Here is a 19,609-nt window from a genome sequence, read left to right on the forward strand (position 1 = left end):
TGAAGGTTTATTATAATGTTTAATAACAAATAATTGTTAATAAAGTGTTCTCTGCTTATAAAAAATAAAAGAGGCTGGTAAAAAACAGCCTCTTCATATTTTTAGTTAAGTGATGGTAGATTTGGGGTCTAACTAACTCAAACTAAAGTCCAACTAAAACTTAATTTATTAATACTTTTTTAGAAACTGTGCCATCAACTGTTTTTAACTTAATAATATAAGTTCCAGCGCTTACTTTTCTAGTTTTAAATTCTTGATAATTTTCCTTTTCAATTTTATTAAACTTTTTAATCGATTGACCAAGTATGTTTAATACTTCTAACGATTCTACATCTTTTAATTTTGGATTATGAAGTATAAAACTTCCTAATTCATTTGAGTAATAAGTATTCAAATTCTCATTTTCAAGATCATTTGTTCCTAATGAAGATGATTCAGCAGCAGATTCAAACGTTATTTCGAAACGATCTAAGTGTGTTCCTGCATTTAGGAAAACTTCATAATGACCTTCTTTTAAATTTTGATAAACATCTAATTCTTTATCATGAACATAGATGTTTTTGCTAGCATCTATGTTTTCTAAAGCATCAATTTTAATAGATGCCAAACCTTCTTTTTCAACCTTTATTCCTAACGGTAGTATTTGGTTATTGTCAAAATTATTTACAGCTTGAATAACAAAATGACTGTTATCAAATACCCAAAACATATCCTCTTTATTAGTTTCGTTTATAACGGCATCATAACCAATATCGAATCCATTTGAAGCGCTCCCGTCTACACCTGCTAATAGCTGGCGATGATATCCTTTAGGAGAATCAAACATCAATCTTATTTTTTGCCTGGTATCACTATTTACTTTTGCACCACTGGATTTTGATTTACTACCAGATGTTTTTAAAAAGGCTGAGTTTCCAGAAGATTCGGTAGCAAATACACGTTGACTGTTTTTGAAAATGATATCGCCTCCTTCAACTTCTTCATTAAGTGGGTTTGCTACACTTGGAAATGCGGAAACAAAGAAGCCTTGTCCAACAGGGATGTATCTTTCAGGAGTTTTTGTTCCAGAAGCTCCTGTAGCATTAATTCGAGTATCGTTATTTACGGCAGGAGTACCTCCCATAAGTGTGTAAGTTGCATAGCCTCCTTCGTATTCGGCTAAAATATGTGTATTACTAGCAAAGTGATCCCAGAAATATAATGCACCATTTATGATGTTTTTGGTATTTCTTCCAATTGGATCTCCTGATCCATCCAGCTCTAATGTGCTTAAATTGTCTTTAATAAATTCATCTGCATCTATAGCCGAAGGATATGGGTTTCCAACTAAGTATTGACTCCATTGAGCAACGGTAAGGGTTATATCACCGTTATTTGGTTTACCGTTAAACACGTAATTTTGACTTTGAGTAATTAGACCACCTGTATTGGCAACACCTTTCATAGTAAAACCTTCACCAGCGCTTATTGAACCTGTGCTTCTTGCGTGTTGCCAGAACGAATATTGATTGGCTGGACTATTAGCATATTTCCATATCCAGTAATCTGCAATACCTAATGGGGTAGAGCCACTTACACCTGGAGTTCCATTATATCCAGAGGTTAAGAAATTTATACTTAAAGGAGTGGAAGATAGTGTTCCGTCACTTAGCATTTCGGGTACAGTATAGGCATTATTATTACTAGTTGTGTTACTTCTTCCAGTAGGAGAAGACCAATAATTATAGGTATATAAATCTCTTGTCCCTTGCTGGTCTTTTTCAACCGTTCCAGAACTTGTTACATCTAAATCACTGCCTTCGGACTGTATAAGTTGTGATTCACCTTCAAGGTCAATATCACCATCTAACTTTAAATAGTGTGTGACTGTTAATCCATTACCAGTTCCAGAACTATTGTCACCAGTTAATGTTAATTCATTAGAATCTACAAACAAGCCTAGCACAGATCTGTTACCATTATTGCCTGCTGGTAAAGATGAATTGTCCATGGTTATATTATGTGCAGTTCTAACGATATTCCAGTCTACCGTAACCGTATTGTCAGCCAACGCAGTCGTACCAGGAATTGTCTGTACATCGCCATTTATCCAAGAAGCGTTTGTGTTCCAATCACCATTTTGAGCAGATATGTAAGGTAAAGGGGCTGTTTGCCAGTCTACTGTTTTTAAATTCTTTAAGGCTCCTTGGTGGCCTTTTCCAGATTCATCTTTTGTATTTGTGTAGGTATACGTTGACATTGGGTAGTAACCTGCAAGATTAGACCAAGGTATGGTAGCAGTTTCATTTTTAGTTGGACTTACCGAACGACTGATGAAATAGCCTGGACCAACATTAAGAGAATTATCTGTGATTTCTTGATTCATAATGTACCGTAATTGATCTACAGTTAAGGCAGTATCCCAAACGCGAACTTCATCTATGTTTCCATGGAAGAAAGCTTCTGGAGTCAATTTGGCCGCAGCAGCAATAAAGAAAGATTGCGTTGTGTTAACTGGTGGAGATAAAGTTGCTGTTTTTTCTAATACACCATCGATGTATAGGTTAGCCGTAGAACCATCATAAATAACTGCTACTTGGTGCCACTCATTTTCTGGTATTACAACGTCTGAGACAATGGTTTGAGTTCCTCCATTTATCCAAGACATTTCTACATGTCCAGTTGCGTTTATTTTAAGATCGTATCCTTCAGAGTATGCAGCATTTCTTTTTGATACAATAGATTTATCTAAAGAGTTAGTTCCTCTCTTAATCCATGCAGAAACCGTAAAACTTGTTGGATTTAAATCTAAATTATCTTCTACATCAACATAATGACCATTAGACGGATCAAAATATATTGAACGCTCAAAAGTTTCTTCTGGAGCCCAACCAAATGTAATGTATTCTGTATTGTCAAAATCGTATTGAGCATATAAATTACCTCCAGATTCTGTCATTACACGATAGTCTGCAGTTGGATCGAAAACTCCTGTTGCAGAAATGAACATTAAATAGCGACCATCTGGTGGTGCTGCTGTTCTTACAGCGCTTACAGGGATTGAAACTTCAACCGCTGGAATATCTCCACCATTAGCATTTTCTACAACTTTCCAAATTCGTGGAATGGCTGTAAATGATACATTAGTGGTTGGTTTTGCTCCAACGATGTTTTCACTCATATCTACAGTTACGTTGATAGCAGCACCATTAATATCGGCATTGTTATTCCCCCACATTAAAAACTGTCTATCATCTAAAGCTGTTGTGTTGGCAATATTTTCTTTATTTGTTGCGTAAGTACTTGTCAAAGACATGGTTAGAAACCCTGTAGTAGGGCCATCAATATCTGATTCATCATTTTGACTTCTAGATTGTCTTTGATCTAATAAAGATGCGTCATCGCGACCAATACCAGCAATATCGTAATTGTGTCCATTATTAACACTAGTATCCCAAATTACTGCACCCTGAGAATCAATATAATCTATATCATTTAATCTATAGGTAGTTGCTGTACTTGCAGAATTTTGTAAGGTTACACCATATTTAACACCTAAGTAACTTTGTATTTTTTGTTGGTTTAAAGCTGAATTTGGTGAAGTATAAGATATAATTTCGGTTAACATACCATTCATTTGTGATGTTGTACGTCCGGCTAAACCACTTCTACCTGTTCCTACTAACAAAGGTGTATTGCTAAACTCTTTAAAGTTTAAATCTGCTCCATTACCAGCAGTACCAGTAGTGTTATCAACACGTTTACCATTTTTATAGATTTCGGTTGTAGTTCTTGCTGGATTAGATTTTACATTAACTATTAAAACATGATTCTGATATGTTTCTGTATTTGTAGTATATGCTCTTCCGTAAGAATTATCGTTTGGTGCAGAAGATCCATTAGGGAATGAGTTTACATTGTGCGACAAAATCTCATCCGTAAAACGGGCAGAAGTACTGCCCATACCCAACCCAGAAGGATCTTCATGGAAATTATCATCGCTGTAACGACCTCCAACTGCAAATTGCCTTCCTGGACTAAAGCTTCCTGTTTGCGTATCTACCACATCATCACTTCTAAATACAGCAAAATATTCTGTAGAATAAAAACCACCTTTACCATTCATATACTCCACATTATTATTGTCGAAGTCGAGTACAGGGTTGTAATTCATGTTTCTTATTCCATTGTCTCTATAAATAGGAGCTAAAGAAGCGGCTGCAGTAGCATCTTCTTTATCTAAAGTTGTAACATATGCTTGGTCTTCCCAATTTGTTAGTGCCGTACCATCCGTAACGGCAATACCTTGATTTGCTTTAAGCCATAATCTTAAATTTGAAGTAATATTGGCTGGAGCAACAGAGGAATCACTTAATGGCGTGCTAGGATCTGCTTCAATTCTAAAGTTATCAAATGCAACACCATCATCTGTACCAGAACCATTAGAGCTAAATTCTATTCTAAATTTAACATCACTTTGGTTAGCAAATGTAGCATCAGATAGAGTAAGAGAGGCTCTAATAAATTTATTGTGTGTAAAAGCGGTATTAGTCGGGTGACTATTATTACTCCATCCATCAGCACTTAGAGCATTTACATTTCCTTCGTACCAGTTTGTGCCAGATCCGCTAGCGCCAAGTGGTGTATAAGCACCGCCAGCAACCGAATATAATATGCGCATACCATCATTACCACTTTCAGTTTTATATTTCACATCTAAACTTAAACGGATATTATCTATTCCAGTAAAGTCTAACTGTGGGCTTTCAACTACAATATTTACATTACTTAAGTAGTTATCGTAAGTAGAACATCTCCAAAAACCACCTTCTGCTATTTCGATAGCTGTAGCAGGAAATGCATTGGTCCATAACCAAGAATCTCCTGTTGATGTTACTGCTGTCCATCCACCATTATCCGCATCAAAATTTTCATAGTAAGCGGTATATTCTGGTGGTGCTGCTGTACCTTCCCCTTGAACGGTAAATGTATACGGGTTTTCGTCACTATCATCATTTGCTATGGTTATAGTACCTGTAATAATACCAACAGAAGATGGTGTAAAAGTTACTGTAAAGGTTGTACTTCCATTAGATGCTACAGTTGATGAAGGCGCTATTGTTATGGCAAAGTCAGCATTATCACTTGTTATGGAGTTGATGTTTAAAACTAATGAACCATTATTTTCAATAGTATACTCTGTACTAATAGGTGATAGTGAATCTGTAGAACCAAAAGCAGTTTGGTTTAGTGCTGCTGGACTATCTGTACTACCATCACTAATAGGATTGTTTGCATCATCAAAAACATCAATTTCTGGAGATGGTGGCGTTCCTGTTCCATGGATATCAAAAACATATGGCTGTTCACTACAAACCGAACTATTATTTACAATAGTAACAGTTGCAGTTCTTAATCCTAATGCACTAGGCGTAAATGTTATGGTGAAACTATCAAAACTATCTCTGTTAATAGTTGTAATAGAACTTGTTACCGTGAAGTCGGCAGCATGGACACCAGAAACGGTTATACTAGTAATGTTTAATTGATTACTACTTGGGCTACCTCCTGTATGTGTATTTTGAATTACGAAAGTATGTATTTCAGGGAAACCAACATTATGAAGCCCAAAATCGGTATCATCTGCTAGATCGGGTGTTGTGTCGTCGTCAGCAATGTCGATAGCATTTCCTTGTACATTGATGTTTTGCGAACCTGTAACAGATGCTGTTCCTTCACCTTGAATATCGAAGGTATACGGGTTTTCATCGCTATCGTCGTTAGCGATGGTAACTGTGGCATTTTTTATACCGCATGTTGTTGGGTCGAATGTTATATTGAATGTGGTACTACCACCCCCAGATGTTATTGGTGTTGTAGGATTTGCTGTAAGGCTAAAGTCTGCAGCATCTACTCCTGTTATTGTTACATAAGTTGGACTAGTACCAGTTAGATTTAAGTCTAAAGCACCTGTATTAATGATTGTAAACGTATTAACTACAGTTCCTGCCGCAATGTCTATTTGACCAAAATTGGTATCGTCTGCTACATCTGGAGTTGTGTCCCCACTAGTAATGGATGTGCCATTACCTTGAATGTCTATTTCTGGGGCAGGAGAGTAACCAGTAATGGTTATTTCGTCAACCCATAAATCGTCATCATCATTATTTGCAGAACATCTAAATCTAATCCTTGAAGTTGTTGTAAAAGAAACTCCTCCTCCAGGACTTAATGATACTGTTTGGTTAGTATATGTTGTATCATTATTGAAATCGGTACCTACTACTAAATTAGCTATTACTGTATTCCAATTAGCTCCTCCATCATCTGAGAATTCGATAAAGAAATCATGATTTGTTCCAAAACCAGTTGTACGAAAATCGTAGGTGATGTCAATTGATCCATATGATGTTAGATCAATATTGTTTGTAAACATAGTTGATACAGTTCCGTTACTATTATCCTGTAAGTTTGATGAATTTGAACCAGAAAGAACTGATCCCGTATCAAGAAAACAATCTATACCACCACTATTCCAGAGGGTAAAAGGAAAGCCTCCTGTTTCAAAGTCTTCGTAGTTGATTGTAGTTTGCGAATTTCCCTTTAGGCAAAATACAAATAACATTAAACATGTTACTACATAAGTAATTTTTTTCATTAGAGATTAAGTTTTAGTTTTGGGACTAACTAAGTTTTATAAAAACCTATACCACAAACATAGCACACAAATCTATGAAATGCAAAAATAATCGATGAACGGTTAATCAATGTTTTTAACTAATTGATAATAAGGTGTATAAAAAATAGCTTAGTTGGTTTCTAAGCTATTTTTTTATTCAAAATAGGGCTATTAAAGCTTAATAATTCGTTTCGTGATACTTTTTCCAGAGTCCAGATGTGTTATTTTAATAAAATATGCACCCTGGAACAGTTTGTTTAATCCGTTACTTATATCTACTTTATTGTTTTGCAGATTAAGTAAATCTCTATTTAAAAGTATTCTACCATTAATATCCATTAATTCTAATTTTAAATCCTTGGTATTTAAATCATGTGGAATAGATATTTGTAGTCTATTATTAAATGGGTTAGGCGATAGAATGATTTTATTTACGGCTACTTCTTCAATACTTAGTGTCGCTCCTGTTATAGATAAGTTATCTAATGCTATATCTCCTCTTAGGTTCCCATTTCCAGAGTTAATTATACCTGTAAAACGTAATTTGATATAAACTCCATCGTAAGCAGATAGATTTACAACTTGATTAGACCATCCAGTACCTTGATTACCAGATAATGTCCAAAGGGTGTTCCAATCATTACCATCATTTGTAGATACCTCTAAAGTAAGACTTCCTATATCTGCACCATACATGCTATAGTCGAATGAAAGACTAGAGGAGGATGAACTACTTAAATTTATACATGGGCTATTTATAATTGCTGAATTATTGCCTTGATTTTGAGCCTCGGTATAAATATAGTAAGTTCCATTACTTGCCGAACTTGGGCCTGTAGATCCAGATGGGGTACTGCCACTATTGATAGTCCAATCGAAATTATCTCCAGTATCTTGAGTCCAGTCTCCTAAGCCACCAGAACCTGTTCCTTCAAAGCTTTCTGTATAAGGAAAAGTGCTAACAATAGTACCAGAACAAGGTGGTTGCACAGTAACTTCAAAAGATTGATCGACATCAGTAGCGGGGTTGTAAGTACTATTCCCACTTTGACTAGCTCTCACGGTAACAGTTCCTGTAGTTCCTGACAATGTCACTGTGTTTCCGCTTACACTAGCAGGTCCTGAGACAATAGAAAAACTCACTGGCAATCCAGAAGAAGCCGTTGCATTGACTTGAAAAGGCACATCTGTAGTAAACTTGTCACTAATAGGGTCAAAGGTTATTGTTTGTGGGATATTAGTGGTGTTAGTAATAACTCTAAAATCGTCAAACACAAAACCATCAAAAGTAGTTGTGTAGCTATCGGCGTTATTAGTAGAGTCTGTATTAAAATTAAACCTTAAAAATACTGTAGATTGATTGTGGAAAGCACTATTCTCTGAACTGGAAATAACAATTTCTTCCATCATCCATTTATCCTGAGTATCTCCATCATAGAGTTGCTCTCCATCAGGTTGAAAGTTGTTATTGGTAGAACTTTTCCCAGAATATGTGTTATTAGCATTAGGTGCTCCAGGTTTGGTATAAGTGCCACAAAGCGGTGTCCAAGTCGATCCATTGGTGGAGGCCTCGATTTGAATGTAATCAAAACTACGCTCTAAATCCCATTTGGCATTATACTGAATGACTGTTTGTACAAGCCCGCTAGTAGATATACTGTTATTAAGTTGTAGCGAATTACTTTGATTATTGGCATAAGCGCCAGAAGGCGAGTCTGTAATAGCAACACTACCAGAAAAAGCATCAGAGGTAGTTCCCCAGGAGCCACCAGAAGCAGTCCAGTTAGAGATGCCGTTGGTTTCTTCATCATCTTCAAAAAGCACTGTAGGCGTATAGTATTTAATAATGTTAGCTTCATAAATAAGACCATCATCATTATTAAGAGCCACTTTAAATTCAATAGCATCATTGGGTTGAATACTTCCATCAAGAGTATAAGGCGCTGAAACAATACGTTGTTCAAGAGTGGTCATTCCCGTTTGTGTACTAGGGCTAGTTAGTCCAGTGATGTTAGATGAAATAGGCGTAACAGTAAGCGTAAAATCACTATCTGTTTGTCCTAAGTATTCAATACCAAAGTCGAAATCACCATTTAAGGATGTAATATTAGACGATGTTAAATCAATAAGTTTAGCATATTTACCACTAAAGTAAGCAGCAAGGAAATTGGCTCTCATAGCACGACGAGCAATATCATCTATAAATAGTGGGTCTGGCCAGAAACCACTACCAGTAGAACCAGCTTCAGATCCAGATCCATTTTCAGGAGTCCATGCCATGGTATCTTTACCAGCCCCAGGGCCACCTGTAGAACCTGCAAGGGCAGGACCCATCATCCAATCGTTCATATTACCACTGTTAAGAGCACTAATTTGTGTACTAGGGCCATAGGCATAACGATTAAAGTGTGTCATATCATGATTGTACTTAGCAAACTCATCCTCACGTCTGTCTACACCAGCGGCATCCAAAGTAGCAGGATCCACTCCAGCATATCCATGAAGCATGGCATTTTTAAAGGAGTGATGATTAAGTACCAATTTAAAATCATGATCCATGAAAAAATCTCTAACAATTTGCGATTCAGGTTCAGAGAAGAATGTAGTACCTCTATATGTTTGGTTACAGCCATCTGTTGAAGATCCGCCGTTACCCCAATAGTACCCAAAATTTCTATTTAAATCTATACCATCATTATACGTAGAACACGCTCCAGTATCTCTTCTGTTTTTACGTTGTAAACCACCGCCATTAGGGGCTACAGATTCGTTATAAGCCAATCCATCGGAGTTAACAATAGGAATAAAGTAGAGTTCTTGATTATTCACTAAGGAAGTAATAGCAGGATCTGAACCATAGTTTTCAAGAATGTACCACATGTAATACATAAGATTCATAAGGCTGGACAGCTCTCTAGAGTGTGTCATCCCAGTATATAAAGTTTCAGGTTCTCCCGCTTCATCGATATCTGGATTGTCTGAGATACGCACATAATAAGTAGTTCTTCCTTCTAAAGTGGTTTGGTTTGATGGCGAGGCATCTGTTTTAGCAGAAATTAGATTAGGATATAAAGAGCGCATTAAGTCTAATTCTGCTAATGCTTCGGTAACTGTAAAACAGCCACCCATACTCCCAAGTTTAAAGTTTGATGGTACACTCCAATTAATTTCATCACAGCCATTATATTGTCCAATATTGTCAAAAACAACACTAGATGTACTGCTTTTACCAAAACCAGCTTTAGCAGTACTGTATTTTTGAGATTGTAGTTCTTGTTTGGCACGCGGTAGATTTCGTTCTGCTCTTTCTGAGTAGAATTTTGTTAGATCATCAATAACCACTGTATATGGGATTCCCATGTTAGTGATACTTTGTAATTCATTTTTAGAAAGCTCTAATTGTAAAACATCATTTGTATATACTGCTCCACAACTCAAGTCAATACCAATATTGCTCAATATGTTTATGGTATCTTTTGAAGGTTGGTTAATAGTTATTCTTTTATATTGTTCTTGAGAAAAAGTTAGTTTTACAGACAATATTAATACAAAACTTAAAAAAATAATTTTTTTCATGAGAGAAGGGAGTAAAATTAATAGGTAGTGAATTATTTATTTGGAAATAATTATCTTCTTTGAAGTAGAATTTAAATTAGTTTCAACAGCTACTATTAAATAATTTTTAAAGGTTGTTTGATTTTTTAAAGGTATTTTTAAATAGCTTTTATTAAAACCATTAATAGTTATCAATTTTTGACCTTGAATAGTATATAAATCTATTTTTTTAATTTCTGATTGGTCACTTGATTTAATTAACAGTTCATTGGTGTTTTGTAAAAAACTAATTCTCGTGTTTTCTATTTCGGTTTCAGGAATAGATAAAGCACTTTTTGCAGCGCTTTCGCTTTCTTCGCCTTTAAATGCAATGTAAAATCTATCTCTATATTCACCGCTTTCAATGTTTGTGGCATAGTTTAGATCGTTAATTTGTGTATAAGTATCAAGTAGCGCATCATAAATAAAAACATCAATTGGATTATCGAAGTATTCTAATCTGTTTAAAGCTATTTCTATATCACCAGATTGAGACATAAACATCCAAAATGGATATTTTTTTGTATTATCAAACGCACCAACACCTTGAATGATACATCGTTGCTCGTCAACCAACCAATTTAAATCGTATGGAAAGGAATCTGCATTAAGAGCATCATAACCATAATCATAAGCATCACTGGCTGAATTATCTTTAGTAAACGCTAGTAATAAGTGTCTTGTAAAGCCATCTGGCATTTTAAAATCAATACGAACTCTCTGTATATTACTATAAACATAGGTCGAGTAGCTATTATCTAGTTTAGCATTTGTTTTAGCCATACCTTTTGAAAAAACAAAAAGTAATGTGATAAAGCATAAGTGAGTAATTCTTGTCATTAGATTTGGGTTTTAATGGACAATAAATATTATTCTATTTGGCTAATATAGAAAATAATATCAAAAAACACCATGAAAAGCAAAAAAATACGACGAAATACATGATTTTAATCAAATGAAAGAATGTGATTACAAAAAAAGCGACTTTAATAGTCGCTTTTTTTGTAATTATTTAGGTTCTGGTTAATTGCTAATAACAATCTTTTTGTTCATAGTACCACTTGTAGTTTGAACTTCAATAATATAAGTGCCCTCAGCAGTTTGTCTGCTCACTGGAATTTTCATTTCGTTAGAGAATGAAGGTGTATTTGTTTTATTCCAGGATTTAACAGTTTGCCCTAGCATATTATTTAAATATACTTGCTTAATATTATCACCTTTAGGAATCTTAATATATATTTCTTGACTGTTTTGTAGGTAATTAACAATTATATCATTTAATACTTCATCATCAATTGATAATGAGTTATTCTCTTTTTTAAATGTAATATAGAACCTATTTAGAAAATCACCAGCATCTAACACCATGTTAAATCTTTGGTTTTTATCATTTATTCTAGTATATGTACCTAATAAAGAGTCGTAGATATATACCTTAGTGCTATTAGGTAAATTCTCAAATGCACTAATACCTATTTCAATTGGTCCACCTGCTTTAGAGAAAAGCCCAATTGGATATTGTTTGTTTTCATCAAATTGCCCCACACCTTGGATAACAAGCTTATCATAACCTAGCATAAATACCATATCATTACCATAGTTATTAAAAGCTCTACCGTCGTAGCCGTAATCAAAGCCATCAGATGCTTCGTTATTAGGTGTAAATGCCAATAGTAAATAACGTCTATTTCCTTCAGGCGTCGTAAAAATAAAGCGAATACGTTGGATACTAGTATCCTCTTTTTTTGGAGGAATAATAGAACTTGTACTACTTTTTTTAGAACTACCCTGTTTTAAGAATAAGGAGTTAGGTGCTTGCTCGCGTACAAAATAACGTTGATCATTCTCAAACTTTATATTGGGTCCTTGGTAATAATCTACAGCAGAAGAAGTGAAAAATCCTTGACCTACTGGAATATAATCTCCAGGTATTAAGCTAGAACCACCACTACCACTTATATAATAATTATCTTTTGTGTTATATATTTCACCAGATACAGGTGGTACGCCACCTGATAAGGTATAATAGGCATACCCTCCTTCATAATCTCTTAAAATATGTGTGTTATTAGAGTCAAAATGAATCCAGAAAAATAAGGTTCCAGCTAAACTCTCTGTCGAATTTGGATTAGCCACTGAAGTACTACCATTAGGATTTTGTGATGGTATGTTGTCTTTTATAAACTCAGTAGCATCAATAGCTGACGGATATGGATTACCAACTAATGCGTTGTACCACTTATTTATTGGTGTTGTAATATCGCCATTATTTGGTTTACCCATAAACACGTAATTCTGTAAAGCACCAGGAGCACCACTTCCCTTCATGGTGTAACCTAGGCCAACATTAAAAGCTGTATTCTGTCCAACATACCTCCATTCCAGATAGGTGTTGGATGTGAAATTTTCGTAAGTGTAAATCCAACGATTACTTAATGTTTTGCCAATTGTAGCTGGATTAGGATCATAACTTGATGTCCATTGCAAAGCTAAGGGTGATGCAGAACTTGTTCCATCTCTCATAACTGTATTTACAGTAAACGGTGTGTTATTATTAGAGGTATTTATTGTACTAACAGGAGATGCCCAATAATTATAATTAAAATAATTAGTTGCACCTTGTTGATCGCGTTCAATATAGCCGCTACTGCTTACATCTAAGATGCTTTCACTTAATTGAACAGCATTGTTTTTTAACAAAGTATAGCGTTTTTGAACCAATTGCGATTCGCCAATTAAATCAATCACACCATCAAGTTTTAAATAATGTGTTATCCATAAACCTGTACCTAAACTTGTTTCATCTTGAGTTCCTCCATTATCTGTAATAGTAAGTTCTCCATTAAGTTGTACAAGACCTAATAAGGTAAGATCTTGGTTACTCGATGAAATATCAAAACAACTTTGTGCGATATTCCAGTCTATTCTAGCTCCATTAATACCTGTGCTATTAGGAGGATCTAATACATCAAAATTTAACCAAGTATTATCAGTTTCCCAATTTTGACCTCCAATTCTAGCAGTGTAAGGTAACGGTGCAGTTTCATCTTGTTGGGTAGTAATATTTCTAGGTCTTCCAACAATACCATTTCCAGAATTATCTATTAAATAACCTCCAACTAAATCACCACCAGTTGTCATTTCTGTAGTGTCACAATTTAAGAGGTTTCTATCTTTGGTTTCTACATTCATCTGGTAATACCCTAATAAATCTCCCCATGATAATCCAGTTGCTACATCTGGACCAGTGATGCTACCAATAACATTACCACCAGAACTCTCAATTTCTTGATTCATCATCACATGAATTTGATCTTCGGTAAGTGTTACATCCCAAACACGTAATTCATCTAACCAGCCACTAAAAAAGTGTACAGGTTTATTAGGTGGATTCCCAGCTTGATCCATGGCACCCATGATACAATCGAAATTATTTCCTGTAGCACTTGGTGCAGAACCTCCTGAAGTTGCAATTTCTATACCATCTACATATAATTTATAACCAATATTATTTTCGTAAGTAACAGCGACGTGATACCATCTATTTGTACTAATAGCGCCATCTGCAGTTTTAATACTGTTATTATCCCAGTTAAATGAAAAAGCACCATCTTTTAATCTAAGGTCATAACCGATACCGCCTGGTGTTCCGTTAGAGCCTCCATTCCCATTGCGTTTAGAAAATATGGTTTGATAGGTGTTATTAGCAATAGAAGGTGTCCCATTATTGTCGTTGGTCATAGCATCTGGTTTTACCCAAACCTCAATACTAAAATTATTCGTATTTAAATCGAAATTATTTTTATAGTTTACATGATCGTTTTCACCATCGAAATCTAAAGTAGCACAGTCAGCTAAAGTAACTGTTACATCCGAAGAGCAATTACCGCCATTACCATTATTTGGTGTTGTCCAAGTAAGAACATAATCTCCGCCTGGTCCAGAAAACTCAGACCTTGGGTCGTTAATATCATCAAAATAATTAGCAGGAGTACTTAGATTAACTGTTCCTAGTCCAGAGTAACTAGAAATAGACCAAGTTCCTGCTATGTCATTAGGACCTAGTGTAGGTAGAAAATCAGATCCGTTTAATAAATTAGGAGTAAAACTAGTGTCTCCAGGTAAAATATACCAATTACCCCAAGTACCTTCGTTCCAATAATCAAAGAAATTGGTTCTTGGTGACTTTCTATTATCGTAAGCGTGCAGATTAACACTACTACCACAATTGTTTGGATCTACTTCTCGTGCAGGTCCCGCATTGGAATAATGCACGGTTAAGAACACATCTTCCGATCCATCTGGTTCTAAACTTCTACAGCCATTTATATAAGTTGTAACTGTAAACTTTTGATAACCTGGGGAATAAGGCGTGTATAACACACTGTTAGTTCCTGCTATAACTGGCAACACATTATCAAATTCGTCTGTCCATTCTACTTCGGTCTCACCATTTACGTTTGGAAGTTCAATATTATCTAAGGCCCAAACACTTTCACAATTACGAACCAGCACAAAGCGAATTCGCATTGTTGTATTTCCAAAATAACCACTTAAATCTACAGTAGTTGTATTAACATTGAAACCAGTAAGGTTTCCTGAATTAACTACTGGACTGTTAGAACCTGTAACAACAGCCCCTGTTCTCCAAGAAGTGTCTGTAATTTCATCATCCGGTATGTTATTCCAATTGGTACCACCATCAGTCGAAATTTGAATAATAGCTTGACCAGCTGGGTAATTGGTAGTACCATTAGGGCCCGTACAGGTATTTGGTCCAGATAATACAAAGGCTTCGTCAAAAGTAAATATGGCATCTTGTAGAGTTAATAAACTAAATATTGGTGTTGTTAAAGTGGTCATGGCAACACCGCCTTCATAATAATAAGGATCATTCTGTTGATTCTGGTTTAAAACCCCTCCAGCAATAGCAAACTTAGGTTCTCCTGAAGTCCAAGTTACATTATTAACTCCACCCACCGAAATTGGATGTGGATTTGTTCCTGACCAATTGTTGTTCTTAAGGTTATTTCCAGCAGCACTTAAACCTCTTACTGCACCATCAACTAACCAACTATCCGGATTCTGGGTATTAATTTGTCCTGTTTGGAAAAGTCCACCACTATTTAAATCTTCACCACCAAAATTAACAGAAGATGAGAATGTTGAGGTTCCCCCTAAACAATATTCAATAGGTGTGGCTTCCACTGGTTCTGGTTTTAAATCTGGTGGTATTACGCTTACATATGCTGCTTCAGAATACACATTGCCACAAGCACTTCCAGAACTTAAAAGTACTCGGTAAGCTGTGCCTCCAATTAAACCTTTAAAGCCATATTCAAGATTACCCGGGTTACCAGCAGTTGTTGTAGCTGGGGTTGTTGTGTTGTCCACAGGGACTGTGGTCCAGCCACCACCATTATTATATTGCCATTCTTGAATATACGATGTATCTAAACCACCAATATCAAGTGTTAAGGTGCCATTACCTTCGTGACAAGCTATTATTTGATCGCTTACATCTCCTGCTGTTCCTTGGTCGTCGGTAGCAAAACCTTCAATAGTACCACCTGTTATAAATTCTGAAATTGTAATATCTTGATATGTTTGAACTTGACCACAACCATTGGCAACGGCAGCAAACGTATAGTAAACTCTATATGTACCAGATGTACTAGCAGAAACATCTATTGTTCCATTTGTACCATTTATGGCAATACCAGCAGGAGTAGCTGTAAATGTCCCTCCATTTTCTGCAATTGTTGGCACAGGGTCAGTCTCATTACTACAAAAATCTGCTGATGCATAACTAAACGAGGCATCTGGCTCTGGTTCAATCGAAACCGTATCTTGGGTTATAACAATACCACAGCCATTAGAAGCTGGAATTATATATGTAATTGTATAATTACCTATATTACTAGTATTTGGCGTAATTGTTCCAGTCGTAGTGTTTATACTTAAAGTAGGACCACCACTATTCACTACATATGTATAGGATCCCGCAGGTCCTCCACTTTGGCTTAGGTTTGAAGTGTAAGTATTAGAATCAGATTCACATAAACCTATTGGATAATTAATAGAAGCCATAGGTTGTGCTGTGATAGTCACAGATGTTGTAGCAGTTTCTTGAGCACAGCCACCCGAAGCAGGAATGGTATAAGTAACCGTATAAGTTCCAGCGGAGCTAGCACTAGGGTTAATATCACCGGTTGTTGCGTTTATGTTTAATCCAGCAGGTGCTGTAAAAGTACCTCCTGTATATGCGTTAGTACCAGATAATGATACCGATTGACCAGCCCCAAGTGTATCACAGAACGGTGAGCCTGCATAGCTAATAGAAGCCGTAGGTTGGGCAGTAACGGTCACAGATGCTGTAGCAGTTTCTTGAGCACAGCCACCCGAAGCAGGAATGGTATAAGTAACCGTATAGGTTCCAGCAGAACTAGCACTAGGGTTAATATCACCGGTTGTTGCGTTTATGTTTAATCCAGCAGGTGCTGTAAAAGCACCCCCTGTATAGGCATTAGTACCAAATAATGATACCGATTGGCTAGCACCCAGTGTATCACAGAACGGTGAGCCTGCATAGCTAATAGAAGCCGTAGGTTGTGCTGTGATAGTCACAGATGTTGTAGCAGTTTCTTGAGCACAGCCACCTGAAGCAGGAATGGTATAAGTAACCGTATAAGTTCCAGCGGAGCTAGCACTAGGGTCAATATCACCAGTTGTTACGTTTATGTTTAATCCAGCAGGTGCTGTAAAAGTACCTCCTGTATAGGCATTAGTACCAGATAATGATACCGATTGGCCAGCACCCAGTGTATCACAGAACGGTGAGTCTGCATAGCTAATAGAAGCCGTAGGTTGGGCAGTAACGGTCACTGATGTTGTAGCAGTTTCTTGAGCACAGCCACCCGAAGCAGGAATGGTATAAGTAACCGTATAAGTTCCAGCAGAACTAGCACTAGGGTTAATATCACCAGTTGTTACGTTTATGTTTAATCCAGCAGGTGCTGTAAAAGTACCTCCAGTATAGGCATTAGTACCAGATAATGATACCGATTGGCCAGCACCCAGTGTATCACAGAACGGTGAGCCTGCATAGCTAATAGAAGCAGTAGGTTGTGCTGTGATAGTCACAGATGCTGTAGCAGTTTCTTGAGCACAGCCACCCGAAGCAGGAATGGTATAAGTAACCGTATAGGTTCCAGCAGAACTAGCACTAGGGTTAATATCACCAGTCGTTGTGTTTATGTTTAACCCAGCAGGTGCTGTAAAAGTACCTCCTGTATAGGCATTAGTACCAGATAGCGATACCGATTGACCAGCCCCAAGTGTATCACAGAACGGTGAGCCTGCATAGCTAATAGAAGCCGTTGGAATCTCTGTAACTGTTAAATGTACTATTGAAGAATAAGCTGCTGAGCATAGACCTCCAGGGCTAGATATAACAACATCATAATTCGCGTCATCACTAGCGTTAATATTATTTATAGTGTAAGATGTACCAGTGGCTCCTGAAATATTCACACCATCTTTTCTCCATTGATAGCTTGCAATAGATCCTGTTGCTGCTACTGTAAAAGTAATATCACTCCCTTCACACAAGGTAGCATCATCTGGTTGATCAGTTATTGTTATTACTTGATTAACATTAAGACTTACAGTATTTGAAGTAGCAGAAGCACAAGCATTATCACCACTTACAATAACATAATATGAACCTGCATCAGAGGTGGTAGTCATATTAAAAGTTAAAATATTAGAAGTAGCTCCTGTAATATTCGCTGAGTTTGAAACGGCTCCTCCAGGAGACTTATACCATTGATAAGTACGGTCATCTCCAACAGCTACAATACTTAGGCTTGCCGTTTCCGTAACGCAAACACCAATATTTGAAGGTTGCGTAGTTATAACGATATCATCTTTAACCGTAATCACAACCGTATCGGATACAGCATTACAAGGACCACTTGGATCGTCAGTTGTTAAGGTTAGAGTTACTGTACCACTAGCAATGCTAGGGGAATATGTTGAAGTTAAAGAATTCGCATTAGAGAAAGTTCCACCATTGGAGGATGTCCAAGTTGAACTTGATGCTCCACCACCAATGGAACCAGCAAGGGTTATTGTACCATTATCACAAACCGTTTGCGGACTACCTGCATCAACAGTAGCTATAGGGTTAACTGTAATCACAACTGTATCTGAAACTGCATCACAAGGTCCATTTGGATTATCAGTTGTTAAGGTTAGAGTTACTGTACCACTAGCAATGCTAGGTGTATATGTAGAAGTTAATGAGTTAACATTCGAGAAAGTTCCACCATTAGAGGATGACCAAGTTGAACTTGAGGCTCCACCTCCACGAGAACCAGCAAGCGTAATAGAACCATCAGCACAAACTGTTTGCGGATTACCAGCATCAACAGTTGCTACAGGATTAACTGTAATAACTACCGTATCAGATACAGCACCACAAGGACCACTTGGATCGTCAGTTGTTAAGGTTAGAGTTACTGTACCACTAGCAATGCTAGGGGAATATGTTGAAGTTAAAGAATTCGCATTAGAGAAAGTTCCACCATTGGAGGATGACCAAGTTGAACTTGCGGCTCCACCGCTAAGAGAACCAGCAAGCATAATAGCCCCATCAGCACAAACTGTTTGGGGAGTGCCTGCATCAACAGTTGCTACAGGATTAACCGTAATAACTACTGTATCAGATACAGCACCACAAGGTCCATTAGGGTCATCAGTGGTTAATGTTAAAGTAACTGTACCACTAGCAATGCTAGGTGTATATGTAGAAGTTAATGAGTTAACATTCGAGAAAGTTCCACCATTAGAGGATGTCCAAGTTGAACTTGATGCTCCGCCAGCACGAGAACCAGCAAGCGTAATAGAGCCATCAGCACAGACTATTTGTGGACTACCAGCATCAACAGTTGCTACAGGATTAACTGTAATAACTACCGTATCAGATACAGCACCACAAGGACCACTTGGATCGTCAGTTGTTAAGGTTAGAGTTACTGAGCCACTAACAATACTAGGTGTATAAGTTGAAGTTAAAGAACTAGCATCAGAGAATGAACCACCATTAGAGGATGTCCAAGTTGAATTAGAAGCGCTACCACCAATAAAGCCTGCAAGTGTAATAGAACCATCAGCACAAACTGTTTGTGGGCCACCAGCGTCAACAGTTGCTATAGGGCTTACTGTAATAGTGACAGAATCAGTATCATAACAACCAGTAGTTCCATTTTCACTTCTCACATAGTAAGTAGCAGTTGCAGCAGGACTCACCGTACTAGAGATAGCCCCAGTATTATTATCGGCATTAGCTTGAGA

4 protein-coding genes are annotated in these 19,609 nt (G+C 36.8%); all 4 read right to left on the reverse strand.

Annotation, left to right across the window (positions count from 1 at the left end; genetic code table 11):
- Positions 1 to 160: 160 nt before the first annotated feature.
- The 4 genes from Q0739_RS13560 to Q0739_RS13575 all read right to left on the reverse strand — a co-directional run bounded on the left by Q0739_RS13560 (position 161) and on the right by Q0739_RS13575 (position 19,564).
- Positions 161 to 6,637 carry a choice-of-anchor D domain-containing protein gene (locus Q0739_RS13560; protein ID WP_298239269.1) on the reverse strand — a complete coding sequence of 2,159 codons (6,477 nt, stop codon included), beginning with the start codon at positions 6,635 to 6,637 and terminating at the stop codon, positions 161 to 163.
- Between the two features lie 192 nt (positions 6,638 to 6,829).
- Complete coding sequence (locus tag Q0739_RS13565) at positions 6,830 to 10,234, reverse strand: M14 family zinc carboxypeptidase (RefSeq protein ID WP_298239270.1); 3,405 nt, start codon at positions 10,232 to 10,234, stop codon at positions 6,830 to 6,832.
- Positions 10,235 to 10,270: 36 nt separating this feature from the next.
- Complete coding sequence (locus Q0739_RS13570; RefSeq protein ID WP_298239271.1) at positions 10,271 to 11,092, reverse strand: hypothetical protein; 822 nt, start codon at positions 11,090 to 11,092, stop codon at positions 10,271 to 10,273.
- 183 nt (positions 11,093 to 11,275) lie between these two features.
- Positions 11,276 to 19,564, reverse strand: coding sequence for a LamG-like jellyroll fold domain-containing protein (locus Q0739_RS13575; RefSeq protein ID WP_298239272.1), 8,289 nt, complete (start codon positions 19,562 to 19,564; stop codon positions 11,276 to 11,278).
- Positions 19,565 to 19,609 lie beyond the last annotated feature (45 nt).

This window comes from uncultured Algibacter sp., from assembly GCF_947487605.1.
Classification (GTDB): Bacteria; Bacteroidota; Bacteroidia; order Flavobacteriales; family Flavobacteriaceae; genus Algibacter_D.

Excerpts from the sequence above, each read along its gene's own strand:
- Q0739_RS13560 (WP_298239269.1), bottom strand. The coding sequence starts at position 6,637 with ATGAAAAAAATTACTTATGTAGTAACATGTTTAATGTTATTTGTATTT.
- Q0739_RS13565 (WP_298239270.1), bottom strand. The coding sequence starts at position 10,234 with ATGAAAAAAATTATTTTTTTAAGTTTTGTATTAATATTGTCTGTAAAA.
- Q0739_RS13570 (WP_298239271.1), bottom strand. The coding sequence starts at position 11,092 with ATGACAAGAATTACTCACTTATGCTTTATCACATTACTTTTTGTTTTT.